At 70.8% G+C, this 15,501-nt stretch carries 12 protein-coding genes, 1 tRNA gene and 1 pseudogene; 8 read left to right on the top strand and 6 right to left on the bottom strand.

Going from position 1 to position 15,501, the window contains the following annotated elements; translation table 11 throughout:
* Positions 1 to 31: 31 nt before the first annotated feature.
* Positions 32 to 343 (top strand): transcriptional regulator, encoded by a 312-nt coding sequence (locus ABD798_RS33330; protein ID WP_344884170.1) that lies wholly within the window; start codon positions 32 to 34, stop codon positions 341 to 343.
* A gap of 119 nt (positions 344 to 462) precedes the next feature.
* Here the strand turns inward: ABD798_RS33330 and ABD798_RS33325 are convergent.
* The 3 genes and pseudogenes from ABD798_RS33325 to ABD798_RS37285 form a co-directional block, all read right to left on the bottom strand.
* Positions 463 to 536: transfer RNA gene (locus ABD798_RS33325), tRNA-Arg, on the bottom strand.
* Between the two features lie 207 nt (positions 537 to 743).
* Positions 744 to 3,458, bottom strand: a complete 2,715-nt coding sequence (locus tag ABD798_RS33320; protein ID WP_486303721.1) for an ATP-binding protein — start codon at positions 3,456 to 3,458, stop codon at positions 744 to 746.
* A pseudogene (locus tag ABD798_RS37285) lies at positions 3,432 to 3,635 on the bottom strand (AfsR/SARP family transcriptional regulator); the annotation flags it as partial. The pseudogene ABD798_RS37285 and the gene ABD798_RS33320, both read right to left, overlap by 27 nt.
* A 112-nt stretch (positions 3,636 to 3,747) precedes the next feature.
* On the opposite strand from ABD798_RS37285, the gene ABD798_RS33315 reads away from it, so the two are divergent.
* Positions 3,748 to 4,620 (top strand): NAD(P)-dependent oxidoreductase, encoded by an 873-nt coding sequence (locus tag ABD798_RS33315; RefSeq protein WP_344884163.1) that lies wholly within the window; start codon positions 3,748 to 3,750, stop codon positions 4,618 to 4,620.
* Between the two features lie 247 nt (positions 4,621 to 4,867).
* Here ABD798_RS33315 and ABD798_RS33310 read toward each other — a convergent pair whose 3' ends face one another.
* The gene (locus tag ABD798_RS33310; protein WP_344884160.1) at positions 4,868 to 5,284 is read right to left on the bottom strand and encodes an Imm1 family immunity protein; all 417 of its coding nucleotides are present in this window, start codon (positions 5,282 to 5,284) and stop codon (positions 4,868 to 4,870) included.
* A 69-nt stretch (positions 5,285 to 5,353) separates the two neighbouring features.
* Positions 5,354 to 6,316, bottom strand: a complete 963-nt coding sequence (locus tag ABD798_RS33305) for a heme o synthase (protein ID WP_344884156.1) — start codon at positions 6,314 to 6,316, stop codon at positions 5,354 to 5,356.
* A gap of 316 nt (positions 6,317 to 6,632) precedes the next feature.
* Between ABD798_RS33305 and tkt the strand changes: the two genes are divergently transcribed.
* From tkt to ABD798_RS33275, 6 genes are all read left to right on the top strand, one after another.
* Positions 6,633 to 8,720: a transketolase gene (gene tkt / locus ABD798_RS33300; RefSeq protein ID WP_344884153.1), complete on the top strand. Its 2,088-nt coding sequence runs from the start codon at positions 6,633 to 6,635 to the stop codon at positions 8,718 to 8,720.
* 70 nt (positions 8,721 to 8,790) lie between these two features.
* Entirely contained in the window at positions 8,791 to 9,903 is a 1,113-nt protein-coding gene (gene tal, locus ABD798_RS33295; protein WP_344884150.1) for a transaldolase, read from the top strand.
* Position 9,904: 1 nt separating this feature from the next.
* Entirely contained in the window at positions 9,905 to 11,587 is a 1,683-nt protein-coding gene (locus ABD798_RS33290; protein WP_344884147.1) for a glucose-6-phosphate isomerase, read from the top strand.
* Positions 11,584 to 13,116, top strand: a complete 1,533-nt coding sequence (gene zwf, locus ABD798_RS33285) for a glucose-6-phosphate dehydrogenase (RefSeq protein ID WP_344884144.1) — start codon at positions 11,584 to 11,586, stop codon at positions 13,114 to 13,116. Before ABD798_RS33290 ends, zwf begins: the two co-directional genes overlap by 4 nt.
* A complete protein-coding gene (opcA, locus tag ABD798_RS33280; protein WP_344884141.1) occupies positions 13,113 to 14,180 on the top strand; it encodes a glucose-6-phosphate dehydrogenase assembly protein OpcA in 1,068 nt (355 codons plus the stop codon). The genes zwf and opcA overlap by 4 nt, the downstream gene beginning before the upstream one ends.
* 94 nt (positions 14,181 to 14,274) lie before the next feature.
* Positions 14,275 to 14,658: a hypothetical protein gene (locus ABD798_RS33275; RefSeq protein WP_344884138.1), complete on the top strand. Its 384-nt coding sequence runs from the start codon at positions 14,275 to 14,277 to the stop codon at positions 14,656 to 14,658.
* Positions 14,659 to 14,901: 243 nt separating this feature from the next.
* Here the strand turns inward: ABD798_RS33275 and ABD798_RS33270 are convergent, their stop codons facing one another.
* Complete coding sequence (locus tag ABD798_RS33270; protein ID WP_344884135.1) at positions 14,902 to 15,477, bottom strand: TetR/AcrR family transcriptional regulator; 576 nt, start codon at positions 15,475 to 15,477, stop codon at positions 14,902 to 14,904.
* Between the last annotated feature and the right edge of the window lie 24 nt (positions 15,478 to 15,501).

Raw genomic sequence — 15,501 nt, 5'->3', positions numbered from 1 at the left:
TATGTGTGGTCGGGACACGCCAGGAGGCCCTGTGAAGACCCGTCCCGCGTTCAACGCGATCGTCCACCCCGCCCACCGGCTGCAGATCTGCTCTTTCCTGGCGGCGGTCAAGGAGGGTGAGTTCCGCCCGCTTCGCGAGGAACTGGGTGTCAGCGACTCCGTGCTGAGCAAGCAGCTGCGCATCCTGGAGGAAGCGGGCTACGTCGAGCTGCGCAAGGCCTCCGTCGCGGGCAAGGGCCGCGTGCGCACGTGGATCACGCTGACCCGCTCCGGCAAGCGGGCCCTGGAGAGCCACATCGCCGAGCTGCACCGGATGACCAGGGGCGCCCTGCCGGTGGCCTGAGGCTCGGTCTCGGTCTTGGCCTTGGTCTTGGTCTTGGTCGCCGACCGCGGGTGGTGAACCCCGCCGGCTCTACCGGCCCGCGCCTCCCCCCGAAGGCGGCACCTGGCCGTGCAGCAGCGCATCCCCAGCAGGATTCGAACCTGCGACCTCGACGTTCGTAGCGTCGCGCGCTGTCCAGCTGCGCCATGGGGATAGGTGTTGGTGTGCAAAGAAAAACCGCCCGGAACGTCCTCGGGCGGCTCGCGTGGTCGGGCGATCAGCCCATCACGTGCGAGTGCGCCGCGAGGAGTGGCGTCGGTGCGTGCCCGTCATGCCGTCCTCCTTCGCTGGTCGCTGGTCGCTGTCGTGCTCGCCGGTGTCCGGCTCGCAGAGGGAACTATCCCCGCGCACCACGCGTTCGTCAACGGGGTTTTCCCGCACCGTCCACTTGGGACAGTGCGCGGAGGCGGGCGCGCACGCGGTCGACGTCGGCGCGTTCGGCCGAGGGCAGCGGGGCTCCCGCGGTGTTGCGCGCGGCGGCGGCCTCGTCGAGCAGGCGGTTGGCGTACTCGCGGTCGCCTGCGAGGGAGTGCGCTCCGGCGAGGCCCTCCTGGGCGAGCGCGATGGCGCGGGGGTCGCCGATGTGGCGGGCGACGGCGAGGCCCTTGGTGTGCAGCGCGAGCGCGGCGTCGGCGTCACCGCGCAGCTCGGCGACGAAGCCGAGTTCGGCGAGGATGAGCGCGTTGCCGGGGTCGAAGGCGGCGTGCCGGTTCCACTCGTAGACCTCGCGCAGGTGGTGCTCGGCGGCGTCCAGCTCGCCCTGCCTGCGCGCGCCGAGGGCGAGGCCGATCTCGGCGTGGATCTCCCCTGCCCGGTAGCTCTGCCGCGCGGCAAGCTTGCGCGCGCGTTCGTGCAGCTCATCGGCGACGGCGAAGTCCCCGGTCAGCAGCGCGAGCCTGCCGAGCCCGGTGAGCCGGTCGGCGGCCTCGGACCACAGCTGGAGGTCCTCGGCGATCCGCAGGCCGTCGCGGTTGAGGCGCTTGGCCCGCGCGTAGTCTCCGGAGATCTCGGCGAGCGCGGCCAGCGGGTAGACGGTCTGCAACTGCCCCCACTGATCGCCGTGCTTGCGGAACAGTGACTGAGCGCGTTCGCCGTCGGCACGAGCTCGGTCGAGGTCGCCGCGCACGAGCGCCTGGCTCGCGCGCACGCTCAGCGCCGCGGCGATCCCCCACTCATCGCCGAGTTCGGTGTAGCCCGCGAGCGCGCGTTCGATCAGCCGTTCGCTGGCGCCGAGGTCCATTCCGCCCCGGTACAGTGCGAAGCCGAGGAACCACTGGCTCTCCGGGTCGTCGGCCTCCGGAATCTCGACGTTCTGTCCACTGAGGACAGACATGCCCGCGAGGCACGCACTTGACTGGGGGTCAAGTGCGCCGACTCCTTCAAAGGCGCGACGGGCCTCGCTGATGCGGCCGCTGAGGTACCAGTACCAGGACAGCACCTTCGCCAGTCGGATGTCTCCGCCGAAGTCCAGCGCCTGCCGCAGGTTCGCGTTCTCGCGGTCGAGCCGCAGCACCCAATCGCGCTGTTCGGGTCCGCGCAACTGCGCGCTCTCGGCCAACCCGGCGTAGTAGTCGTGGTGACGCCGGCGCACCACGTCCAGCTCACCGGCCTCGGCGAGTCGCTCGGCGGAGTACGCGGCGACGGACTCCAGCAGCCGGTAGCGCGGGCCGTCGAGCACGACGACGAGCGAGCGATCCACCAAGCGCGCCAACGGGTCCAGGACGTCCGCCGCGCACACCGCCTCGGCCGCGTCCAACGTGCAGCCGTCGACGTGGACGGCGAGCCTGCGCAGGACGACGCGCTCCGGCTCGGACAGCAGCTCCCAGCTCCAATCGATCATCGCGCGCAGGGTCTGCTGCCGTGACGGCGCGCCCCGGTTGCCGGAGGTGAGGACGCTGAAGCGGTCGTCGAGGCGCGTGAGCAGCTCGTGCACGCCGAGCACGCGCACGCGGGTCGCGGCGAGTTCGAGGGCGAGCGGGATTCCGTCCAGGCGCTCGCACAACCGCGCGACCTCCGGCGAGGACGGGTCGACCGCGTAGCCGCTCGCGGCGGCGCGCTCGGCGAAAAGCGTTGTGGCGTCGGCGTTGTCCAGCGTCGGGACGCTCCACAGGGTCTCCCCCGCGATGCCGATCGGCTCCTGGCTCGTCGCGAGCACGCGCAGCGCCGGAGCCGTGCGCAACAGCAGCTCGACGAGGCGCGCCACCGGCTCCACCACGTGCTCGCAGTTGTCCAGCACGAGCAGCATGTTCTTGTCCCGCAAGGAATCCACGAGCCGGTCGAACAACGGCACGGGCGCGGCGTCGTCCCGGATGCCGAGCGCGGAGGCGACCGCCTCGACCACCGCGTCGTTGTCCCAGAACTCGACGAGCCACACACCGTCCGAAAAGGACTCGACGAGCTGGGCGGCGGTCTCGAACGCGAGACGGGTCTTACCGACTCCTCCAGGCCCAGTGAGCGTGACAAGTCTTTTCACCGCAAGGAGTTCACGCACTTCGGCGACGGCTGGGGACCGGCCGACGATCTCGGTCACCGGCGCTGGGAGGTTGGTGCGGCGCACGGAGGACCGCGTCAGCGCGGGGTCTTGGCGCAGGATCGCGGTGTGCAGCTCGGCCAGCTCCGGCCCGGGGTCGAGCCCCAGTTCGTCCGCGAGGCGCGCGCGGAGGTCTTCGTAGTGCTCGATCGCCTCGTTCTGCCTGCCCGCCAGGTACAGCGCGCGGATGTGCGCGGCGCGCAGGCGTTCCCGCAGCGGGTGCTCGGTGACGAGCTGCGCCAGGTCCGGCTGCTCGCCCAGCTCCAGGTGTGCCTCCGCCAGCGACTCGACGGCGCTCAGCCGCTGTTCCTCCGCGCGTTCGGCAGCCGCTCGGACGAACTCCTCGTCGGTGAAGCCAGCGAAGGCGGGACCGCGCCACAGCTCCAGCGCTTCGGTCAGCAGGTCGGCCCGGACTCGGGCGTTGTCGGCCCTGCGGGCGCGCAGCACCAGGGCTTCGAAGCGGCCGAGGTCCACCGCTTCCGGCTCCGCGAGCAGCACGTAGCCGGGCGGGCGGGCTTCGACGAGGTCGCCGAGCGCGCGGCGCAGCCTGGACACCTTGGTCTGCAACGACGCCGTGGGGTTCGCGGGCTGGCGCTGCGCCCACAGGTCCTCCGCGAGCCGGTCCGCAGACACCACGCGGCCCCGGTGCACGAGCAGGTCGACGAGCAGCGCCCGGACCTTGGTCTCGGGAACGCCGACCGGCTCTCCACCTGCGGACCACACCTCAAGCGGGCCCAGCACCCCGAAACGCACGGCCGACAGCCTAGCGACAGGAAACCGACAGCGCCGCCGAGCACGGTGATCCCACCAACGGAACACGAGCTAGGGAGACGCCATGAAGGTGACCGTGATCGGCCTCGGCAGCATGGGTTCGGTGCTGGCCGCGGTGCTGCTGCGCGGCGGGTACGAGGTGACCGTGTGGAACCGCACGCCGGAGAAGGCCGACGCCCTCGTGGCGCAAGGAGCCACCCGCGCCGACACCGTGGCTTCGGCGCTCGCGGCCAGCCCCGTGGCGATCGTGTGCGTCTTCGACACCGCCACCGCCGTGGAGCTGCTGGAGCCTGTCGAGGCCGGTAAGACCGTGATCAACCTGACCACCGGCTCCCCCGAGGACGCCCGCTCGCTCGCCGCGTGGGCCGCTGAGCGCGGGGTCGCCTACCTCGACGGCGCGATCATGGCCGTGCCCGAGGCGATCGGAACCCCCGCCGCGTTCGTCATCTACAGCGGCTCGCGGCAGGTCTTCGACGAGCACCGCGCCGCGCTGGACGCCTTCGGCGGCAGCCACTTCCTCGGCACCGACGCGGGGGTCGCGGAGTTCCACGACCTCGGGCTGCTCTCCGCCGGGTACGCCACGCTCGGCGGGTTCCTGTACTCCGTCGCGCTGGTGGAGACCGCCGGTGTGAAGGCCGGGGACTTCCTGCCGCTGGCCACCACGTGGCTCACCGGCATGGTCGCCTTCCTCGCCGACATCGCGCGCGAGATCGACGCCGGCGACTACTCCAACGGCGCGTCCAGCGTCGCCATCAACCAGGTCGCCCTCGGCACCATCCTCCGCGACAGCGCCGCCGCCGGAGTGCCCGCCGACATGCTCGTACCGTTCAAGGACCTCCTCGACCGCCGCGCCGACGACGGCCACGCCCACTCCAGCGCCAGCGGCATCATCGAGGTCCTCCGCCACCGCATCGCCACCGCCCGCGTTTCGCCCTGAATGACTCATTCAGGTACTTGAGCGTGCTGAATGAGTCATTGAGGTACTTCAACTCCCTCAATGACTCATTCAGCGCGTAAGGCCTGGGGTTGGTGTGACTGGTGGGATGCGTGGGACCACGCGAATGGCTCCTTTGACGCGCTGAGCGCACTGAACGGGTCGTTTGGTGCGCTGAGCGCACTGAACGGGTCGTTCAGGGCTTAAGACGCACCAAAGTGGGGGTTCGCGGAGTGCGAGGGGCCGGGGGTCAGAAGTCGGCTTCCTGCCAGGAGACGCAGGTGGGGCGGGTCTGGGTGTCGAAGAACTCGGCGAGCGCGTGGGCGAGGTTGATCAAGGAGATCTCGCAGTGCGCGGGGAACTCCAGGTCGGCGTAGACGAGGTCGTCGGGCGAGGCGGGGGTGGGGCCTCGGCTGTACCAGGCTCCGGTCTCGTCGGTGTAGTAGAGCGCGGCGCGGCCGTTGCGCACGCCGAAGATGAGCTCGCGCTCGGAGGGGTCGCGGTCGTCGACGGGGCGGTGCCGGTGGCGGATGATCGCGCCGTGCTTGCCGACCTCGGGCAGCCGACCGGCGAGCATGCGGTCGAAGAGCGTGGCGTTGATGCGTTCCAGGTGCTCCAGCCACTTGCCGCCGACCTCGCTGCGGTAGCTGACGTCCACGCTGGTCATGTGCCCACCCGGAAGGAGATGATCTTGGCGTCCATGGTGCCCGGTGCGACGGCCTCCCGCAAGGAGGTCCTACCAGGTCCAGGGCCAGTTCAGCACCGGGAGGCCGATCGCGGAATCCACCGCGAGGGCCACGAACACCAGCATCAGGTAGGTGTTGGACATGTGGAACAGGCGCATCGGGTTGGCCTTCTCGCCGCGCCGGACCTGGCCGTGCAGGCGGTGGGTCAGCACGGCGAACCACACTCCGGCCACGACGGCGGCGGCCAGGTACAGCCAGCCGGCGGCCGGGACCAGCAGCAGCGACCAGGCCACCATCAGCCAGGTGAAGATCACGATCTGCCGGGTGACGTAGGCGGGCTCGGCGACGGCGGGCAGCATCGGGACGCCCGCGGCCTTGTAGTCGTCGCTGAACTTCATCGCCAGCGCCCAGGTGTGCGGCGGCGTCCAGAAGAAGATCACGCCGAACATCACGAAGGCGGGCCACTCGACGGTGCCGGTCACCGCGGCCCAGCCGATCACCACGGGCATGCAGCCGGCCGCGCCGCCCCAGATGATGTTCTGCGCGGTGCGCCGCTTGAGGACCAAGGTGTAGACGAAGACGTAGAACAGGATCGTCGCGACGGCGAGCACGGCGGCCAGCAGGTTGGTCGTCGCGAAGAACCAGCCGAAGGACCCGAGCCCCAGCAGCACGCCGAAGATCAACGCGTTGCGCTTGGGCACCGAGTGGGTCGCGAGCGGGCGGGCCTTGGTCCGCTTCATCACCGCGTCGATGTCGGCGTCGGCGACGCAGTTGAGCGCGTTGGCGCTGCCCGCTGCCATGATCCCGCCGACCAGGGTGGTGAGCACCAGCAGCGGCGACGGCAGCCCGCGCTGGGCCAGCAGCATCGCCGGGATGGTGGTGACCAGGAGCAGTTCGATGACCCGCGGCTTGGTGAGGGCCACATAGGAGCCAACACTGTTGCGGACTCTGGTTTTCCAGTCTGGCCGCGGGTGGTGGTGGCTCCGGGCCGACGCGTCAGCGGTGATGCTCATCGCGTCCCCTCCGCAACGATCACCGGCGGCATGGGGCTCCTTCAAATCGGACCGGACAGTCAGTTCGGTTTCGACCCGGGGAACGCGGGTCACCCAAATGGTAGGCACGCTACTGAAGCGACGCGCGCGGGGGGTCGTGTGACGTGCCTTAAGCGACGGTGGCCCACGCCCACTACTAGGCTGATCGGTGGACGAGGGAGAACGTGCGTCACGCCGGGCGACAACGCTTGACGAAGCCGTCAAGCCCGCCCGCCGAACGCTCCGCCCTCCTCGCGCGCGACCTTGCGGAACCTCAAGCGAAAGTGGGACAGCGTCCGTGTCCGTGAACACCGACCTCACCGGTCTGACCACCCCCAACCTGCCAGAGGACTGGACCGAGCTGGACCGGCGCGCGGTGGACACCGCTCGCGTCCTCGCCGCCGACGCCGTGCAGAAGGTCGGCAACGGCCACCCCGGTACCGCGATGAGCCTGGCGCCCGCCGCCTACACCCTGTTCCAGCGGGTCATGCGCCACGACCCGGCGGACGCGGACTGGCCGGGCCGGGACCGCTTCGTCCTCTCCTGCGGGCACTCCAGCCTCACCCTCTACATCCAGCTCTACCTCGCCGGCTACGGCGTCGAGCTGGAGGACCTGAAGGCGCTGCGCACCTGGGGCTCGCTGACCCCGGGTCACCCGGAGCACCGGCACACCCCCGGCGTGGAGATCACCACCGGACCGCTGGGCCAGGGCCTGTCCTCCGCGGTCGGCATGGCGATGGCGGCCCGCCGCGAGCGCGGACTGTTCGACCCGGACGCCGCGCCCGGTGAGAGCCCGTTCGACCACCAGATCTACGTGATCGCCTCCGACGGCGACATCGAGGAGGGCGTGACCTCCGAGGCGTCCTCGATCGCCGGGCACCAGCAGCTGGGCAACCTGACGCTGATCTACGACGACAACAAGATCAGCATCGAGGACGACACCGCCATCGCGCTGAGCGAGGACGTGGCCAAGCGCTACGAGGCCTACGGCTGGCACGTGCAGTCGGTCGAGGGCGGCGAGAACGTCAAGGACCTGCTGGACGCGCTGGAGGCCGCCCGCGCGGTGACCGACCGGCCGTCGATCGTCCTGCTGCGCACCGTGATCGGCTTCCCGGCGCCGAACAAGATGAACACCGGCAAGATCCACGGCTCCGCGCTCGGCGACGAGGAGGTGGCCGAGGTCAAGAAGGTGCTCGGCTTCGACCCGGAGCAGAGCTTCGAGGTGGCGCCGGAGGTGCTCGCGCACGCCCGCGAGGTCGTCAAGCGCGGCGAGGTGGCGCGCGGCGAGTGGCAGAAGTCCTTCGACGAGTGGGCCCAGGCCAACCCGGAGCGCAAGGCCCTGTTCGACCGCCTCGTCGCGAAGAAGCTGCCCGAGGGCTGGGCGGACTCGCTGCCGAAGTGGGACGTCGACGCCAAGGGCCTGGCGACCCGCAAGGCCTCCGGCGAGGTGCTCTCGGCGATCGCCGACGTGCTGCCGGAGCTGTGGGGCGGCTCCGCCGACCTGGCCGAGAGCAACAACACCACGATGAAGGGCGCGAACTCCTTCGGCCCGGAGTCGATCTCCACCGGCGAGTGGACCGCGCACCCCTACGGCCGCACGCTGCACTTCGGTGTTCGCGAGCACGCCATGGGCTCGATCCTCAACGGCATCGCGCTGCACGGGCCGACCCGCCCGTACGGCGGCACCTTCCTGGTGTTCAGCGACTACATGCGCCCGGCGGTCCGCCTCGCCGCGGTGATGAAGTCGCCGGTCGTCTACGTGTGGACGCACGACTCGATCGGTCTCGGCGAGGACGGCCCGACGCACCAGCCGATCGAGCACCTGGCGGCGCTGCGCGCCATCCCCGGCCTCTCGGTGGCCCGCCCTGGCGATGCCAACGAGACCGCCGCGGTGTGGCAGAAGGTGCTGGAGACCCAGGACGGTCCGACCGGCATCGCGCTGACCCGCCAGAACGTCCCGACGCTGGAAGGCACCTCCGCCGAGGGCGTCGCGCGCGGCGGCTACGTGTTGGTGGACACCGAAGGCACGCCGGAGGTGATCCTCATCGGCACGGGCTCCGAGCTCCAGATCGCCGTCGCGGCCGGGAAGATCCTGGCCGAGCAGGGCGTTGCCGCTCGCGTGGTGTCCATGCCGTGCGTCGAGTGGTTCGAGGCCCAGGACCAGTCCTACAAGGACTCGGTGCTCCCGCGCGAGGTCCGCGCCCGCGTCGTGGTCGAGGCCGGGATCGCGCAGCCGTGGTACCGCTACGTCGGCGACGCCGGTGAGATCGTCTCGATCGAGCACTTCGGCGCGTCGGCCGACTACCAGACCCTCTTCCGCGAGTTCGGCTTCACCGACACCGCTGTCGTCGAGGCCGCCAAGCGCAGCATTGGAGCGACCCAGTGAGCGAACTTGTGAGCGAACCATTCAACACAGCAGCGCCGCTCGCGGCGCACCGAGTTTGCGAGGTGTCGCCGTGAGCAACCCCAACCTCATCGCACTGAGCGAGGCCGGTGTCTCGGTCTGGCTGGACGACCTCTCGCGCGAGCGGTTGGAGTCCGGCAACCTCGTCGAGCTGATCACCGAGCTCTCGGTGGTCGGCGTGACCACCAACCCGACGATCTTCGCGGGCGCTCTGTCCAAGGGCTCGGCCTACGACAAGCAGGTCGGCGAGCTGGCCGCGCGCGGCGCCTCGGTCGACCAGGCCGTCCGCGAGATCACCACCGCCGACGTGCGGCAGGCTTGCGACGTCTTCCGCGCCACGTGGGAGTCCACCGGCGGTCTCGACGGCCGGGTCTCCCTGGAGGTGGACCCGCGTCTGGCGCACGACACCGACGCCACCGCCGCTGAGGCGCAGGAGCTGTGGAAGGCGGTGGACCGGCCGAACCTGATGGTGAAGATCCCGGCCACCGTGGCGGGTCTGCCCGCGATCACCCAGACCCTGGCGCAGGGCATCAGCGTGAACGTGACGCTGATCTTCTCCGTCGAGCGCTACCGCGCGGTCATGGACGCGTTCCTGGAGGGCTTGGAGCAGGCCAAGGCCAACGGCCACGACCTGTCCAAGATCGCCTCCGTCGCCTCGTTCTTCGTGTCCCGTGTGGACAGTGAGATCGACAAGCGCATCGAGGCGCTGGGCACCCCGGAGGCGGAGGCGCTGCGCGGTCAGGCCGCCATCGCCAACGCGCGCCTGGCTTTCGGCGCCTACGAGGACGTCTTCGCCTCGCCGCGCTGGACCGCGCTGGCCGAGGCGGGCGCCCGCCCGCAGCGCCCGCTCTGGGCCTCCACCGGCGTGAAGGACCCGGCCTACTCCGACACCCGCTACGTCGACGAGCTGGTCGCGCCGGGTGTCGTCAACACGATGCCGGAGAAGACCCTGCACGCGGTCGCCGACCACGGCAAGATCACCGGCGACACCGTCACCGGCACCGCCGAGTCGGCCCAGGAGGTCTTCGACGCCCTGGCCGACGCGGGCATCGACCTCGACGACGTCTTCGTGGCACTGGAGACCGAGGGCGTTGACAAGTTCGAGAAGTCCTGGGCCGAGCTGCTGGAGACGGTGACCGAGCAGCTCGACCGAGCGAAGGGTTGAGATGACTGACATTTCGGTCACACTCGTCCACAGTGGACTGACGGCCGAGGCCGCTCCGCTGGTGGACAGGCTGGTTTCGGACCAGTTCGCGAGCAAGCTGACGGCAGGGGACGCCACGCTGTGGGGCCCGGCCGCCGAGTCCGAGGCCTCCATCCGGCTGTCCTGGACCACGCTGCACGAGACCTCCCGCCCGCTGCTCGCCGAGATCGACGCCCTGCGCGCCGACCTGCACGGCGAGGGCGTGGACCGGGTCGTGCTCGCGGGCATGGGCGGCTCCTCGCTGGCGCCGGAGGTGATCTGCGCGACGGCCGGAGTTCCGCTCGTCGTGCTGGACACCACCGACCCCGCGCAGGTGGCTGACGCGCTCGCCGGGGACCTGGAGCGCACGGTGCTCGTGGTCTCCTCGAAGTCCGGCGGCACGGTGGAGACCGACAGCCACCGCCGCGTGTTCGAAAAGGCGTTCCGGGACAAGGGAATCGACGCTGCCTCGCGCATCGTCGTCGTCACCGACCCCGGTTCCCCGCTGGCCAAGGCCTCGGCCGAGGCGGGCTACCGCAAGGTCTTCCTTGCCGACCCGCACGTGGGTGGCCGCTACTCGGCGCTGACCGCTTTCGGTCTGGTGCCGAGCGGTCTGGCCGGCGCGGACATCGCGACGCTGCTCGACGACGCCGCTTCGGCGGCTCCGGCGCTGTCGGCGGACTCCGTCGACAACCCGGCGCTGGTGCTGGCTTCCGCGTTCTCGGCCGCGCACGCGCGCGGCGCGGAGAAGGTCGTCATCGCTGACGCGGGCTCGGGCATCAAGGGCTTCGGCGACTGGGCTGAGCAGCTGATCGCCGAGTCCACCGGCAAGGAGGGCACCGGCCTGCTGCCGGTCGTCGTCGAGGGCATCGACGCGCCGGGCTTCGCCGACGCGGGCGAGGACGCCACGCCGGTCAGCATCGGCGGCGCGGCGGGAGCGGCGGCCGTCGCGGTCTCCGGCTCGCTCGGCGGCCAGTTCCTGTTGTGGGAGTACGCGACCGCCGCTGCGGGCAGGCTGCTCGGGATCAACCCGTTCGACCAGCCCGACGTCGAAGCGGCGAAGAAGGCGGCGCGCGCGCTGCTCGACGAGGTACGTAGTCCCGCCGAGTCGACATCAGACACAGCCGCTCCGTTCGACAGAACTATGGCGGCACCGGCCATTTCGGACGGTCCGATCGACGTGTACGCCTCCGGCCTCGCGGGCGACGCGGCGGGCTGGGCGGACACGCTGTTCTCGCCGGAGACCGAGACCGTCGGCGCGGCGCTCAAGGCGCTCGTCGACGCGGCCCCCGAGCACGGCTACATCTCGATCCAGGCCTACCTCGACCGGCTCGACGACGCCTCGATCGCGTTGCTGCGCAAGGAGATCGCGCGGCGGACCGGGCTCCAGACCACCTTCGGCTGGGGTCCCCGGTTCCTGCACTCCACGGGCCAGTACCACAAGGGCGGTCACCAGAACGCCGTGTTCCTGCAGATCACCGGCTACTCGCCGGAGGACCTGGAGGTGCCGGACCGCCCGTACACCCTTGGCGTGCTGCAGAAGGCGCAGGCGCTCGGCGACGGACAGGTGCTCGCCGAGCACGGTCGTCCGGTGCTGCGCCTGCACCTCACCGACCGGGCAGAGGGCCTGGTCCACCTGGTGAAGGCGGTGCAGGACTCGCTGTGAGTGCCAAGACCTGGCGCAACCCGCTGCGCGATGAGCGGGACAAGCGACTTCCCAGGATCGCCGGGCCCTGCGGCCTGGTGATCTTCGGCGTGACCGGTGACCTCAGCCGCAAGAAGCTGATGCCGGCGATCTACGACCTGGCCAACCGGGGGCTGCTGCCGCCGGGCTTCGCGCTCACCGGCTTCGCCCGGCGGGAGTGGGCCGACCAGGACTTCGAGCAGGTGGTGTACGAGGCGGTCAAGCAGCACGCCCGCACGCCGTTCCGGCAGGAGGTCTGGGACTCCCTCGCCGAGGGCTGCCGCTTCGTGCAGGGCAGCTTCGACGACGACGAGGCCTTCGACAAGCTGGTCGAGACCATCGGAGACCTGGACCGGGTCCGGGGCACCGGCGGCAACCACGCGTTCTACCTGTCCATCCCGCCGGGCGCGTTCCCGGCGGTCTGCCGCCAGCTGGCCCGCTCGGGCCTGTCGGCGCAGAACCCGGACCAGTGGCGCCGCGTGGTGATCGAGAAGCCGTTCGGTTCGGACCTGGCCACGGCCAAGGACCTCAACCGCGTGGTGAACGAGGTCTTCCCCGAGGACTCGGTGTTCCGCATCGACCACTACCTCGGCAAGGAGACGGTCCAGAACATCCTGGCGCTGCGCTTCGCGAACCAGCTGTTCGAGCCGATCTGGAACTCCAACTACGTCGACCACGTGCAGATCACCATGGCCGAGGACATCGGCCTCGGCGGGCGCGCGGGCTACTACGACGGCATCGGCGCGGCGCGCGATGTGATCCAGAACCACCTGCTCCAGCTGCTGGCGCTGACCGCGATGGAGGAGCCCGTCTCCTTCGACCCGGCGGCGCTGCGTGCGGAGAAGGTCAAGGTGCTCTCGGCGACCCGCCCGGCGGGCCCGCTGGAGGAGACCACCTCGCGCGGGCAGTACACCGGTGGCTGGCAGGGCGGCCAGAAGGTGCTCGGTCTGGTGGAGGAGGAGGGCTTCTCCCCCGACTCGACCACCGAGACCTTCGCCGCGGTCGAGCTGGAGGTGAACACCCGCCGCTGGGCCGGGGTGCCGTTCTACCTGCGCACCGGCAAGCGGCTGGGCCGCCGCGTCACCGAGATCGCGGTGGTGTTCAAGCGCGCCCCGCACCTGCCGTTCGACTCCACGGCCACCGAGGAGCTCGGCGAGAACGCCCTGGTGATCCGCGTGCAGCCGGACGAGGGCATCACGCTGCGCTTCGGCTCGAAGGTGCCCGGCACCGCGATGCAGATCCGCGACGTGACCATGGACTTCGGCTACGGGCACGCGTTCACCGAGTCCTCGCCGGAGGCCTACGAGCGGCTGCTGCTGGACGTGCTGCTCGGCGAGCCCTCGCTGTTCCCGATGAACGATGAGGTCGAGCTGTCCTGGAAGATCCTCGACCCGGTGCTCAAGCACTGGGCGGCGAAGGGCAGGCCCGACGACTACAAGGCGGGAACGTGGGGTCCAGCGTCCGCCGACGCGATGATGGCCCGCACCGGACGTCACTGGAGGCGGCCATGATCATCGACCTGCCATCCACCACGACCTCGAAGGTCAACAAGAAGCTGGTCGAGCTGCGCGAGCAGGGCGGAGCGGTGGCGCTGGGCCGGGTGCTCACCCTGGTCATCGTCACCGACGACGGCGCGCGCACCGAGGAGGCCATCGACGCGGCCAACGACGCCAGCCGCGAGCACCCGTGCCGGGTGATCGTGCTGGCCCGTGGTGCCCGCAAGGCCGCAGCCCGCCTGGACGCCCAGGTCCGGGTCGGCGGCGACGCGGGGGCGAGCGAGGTCGTGGTGCTGCGGCTCTACGGTCCGCTTGCCGACGAGGGCGCTGGGTGCGTGGTGCCGCTGCTGCTGCCCGACGCCCCCGTGGTGGCGTGGTGGCCGTTCGAGTCCCCGGAGAACCCTGCGCAGGACCCGATCGGCGCGCTGGCTCAGCGCCGGATCACCGACGCGGCCGCCGAGCGCAACCCGATCAAGGCGCTCGACCAGCGTCGCGAGTCCTATGTGGACGGTGACACCGACCTCGCGTGGACACGGCTGACCTCGTGGCGGGCCCTGTTGGCCGCCGCGCTGGACCTGCCGCCCCACGAGAAGGTCACCGCGGCAACCGTCTCCGGCGAGGCCGACTCGCCGTCGACGGACCTGCTCGCGGCGTGGCTGTCGGCGCGGCTGAAGATCCCGGTGACGCGCGCCAAGGCCAGCTCCGGCCAGGGCATCGTCTCCGCGGTGCTGGAGCGCCGCTCCGGTGCCGTCGCGCTGGTCCGCCCCGACGGCAAGGTCGGCACGCTCGACCAGCCCGGCCAGCCCGACCGCCGCGTCGCGCTGCAACGGCGCCCGGTCCGCGACTGCCTCGCCGAGGAGCTGCGCAGGCTCGACCCCGACGAGACCTACGAGGAGACGCTGCGGGCGCTGCCCAAGGTGGTCCGTGGTCGCGCGGCGCCGAAGAAGCCCGCCGCGTCCGTCAAGGCAGCGGCGAAGGCCGTGAAGAAGCCGGAGTCCGCTCCGGCGGCGGAGGCCGTTTCGCAGGAACCGGCCAAACCCAAGAAGGCCAAACCGGCAAAGGCGAAGGCCAAGAAGTAACGCGAGAGGGCGTCCACTCCGGTGGGCGCCCTCTTTTTCTCCCCCGGTCTGGGCCATCTTGCGGTGGCACATCGGGTGGGACGCGTGGGAGTCGATGACCGAACTCGAAGAGGTGCGGGCAGGACTGCGCGCCGTCAGCCAGGAGATTCCACTGCTCCGGGTCGCCTCGGCCCGCGCACGCCTTGACGACGTGCACGAAGCACGCGATTTCGGGGCTGTGACGCCATGGTCTCCTCCATCCGCGACCTCCGCGCACGCTTGCAGTCAGCCGTGGACGACCTCCCGCTCGACGACCTCACCGAGACCCTCGCCGCTCCGCACCCGCGCCGGGGTCGAGCTCACACTGCGCGGAAACCGCGACAAGGACGCCGAGATGGAGTCGATCGGACGAGCGCTGATCCCACGACTGCGCCACCGCGGCTACCTTCCAGCGAGGCTCATCTTCGGCACCCTGCTCCTCCTCGACAAGGCGGACTAGCGCCCGTCCTGCACGTCGCCGGGTTCGGCGGTCTTCAAGACCCACCAACCCCCGCCCCAGCGGTCTTCAACGACGGCAAACCTCGTGAAGCTGCTGGGTGTGCGGCGGTTAACGATGATCAACAGGGGGGTTCGGTGGTCTTGAAGACACCTCGACCCCAGCGGCACCGTGATCGGAACACTCGGCTCAACCACGTGCGGGACAGGTCCTGACCGGTGGCCGGCCCGGCAGCCCTGGCGCCGTTCAGGTCAGCTCGGGCGCCCCGCCTGCCGAGTCCACGATGGACGTCACGATCCGGGTGATCCGCTCGATCGCCGCGTCGGGCTCGGGCGCCGATTCCCGCAGCCACAGCATGATGGCCTCCAGGCAGGTCGCCACGGCCAGCCGGGCGGCCCACCGCGACCACGGCCCGTGCCCGGCGTCGCGCGCGATGCGCTCGCGCACCTCGGACTCCATCGCCTCACGCACCCGCACGGCTCGTTCCGCGTGCTCCGGTTCCCGCTCCGACCAGCAGAACAGCACGAGGAACTCCGCGGGCTCGGCGGCGGCCCACCTCACGAGCGCGCTGACGCTGCGTGCGCCGACCTCGACGTCGGTCGCCGCCGTCATCCGCTCCAAGGCGCGATCGAGCGCGGCCCGGAACAGCTCACCCTTCGACTCGAAGTGCCGGTAGAGGATCATCCGGCTGACCTCGGCCTCGGCCGCGATGTCCTCCAGGCTGGTCGCGGCGAACCCGGTGCGGGAGAACGCTTTCGTGGCGGCGGCGAGGATCTGCTCGCGGCGCTGCGCCCGCGCCATCCGGGGCTTCCCAGTCGTCACCGAACCATCGTAGACTCCAGCATG

The sequence above is a fragment of the Allokutzneria multivorans genome (assembly GCF_039537405.1).
Classification (GTDB): Bacteria; Actinomycetota; Actinomycetes; order Mycobacteriales; family Pseudonocardiaceae; genus Allokutzneria; species Allokutzneria multivorans.
The sequence above is the reverse complement of the archived record's forward strand: the minus strand, read 5'-3'. Positions and strand labels throughout refer to the sequence as shown.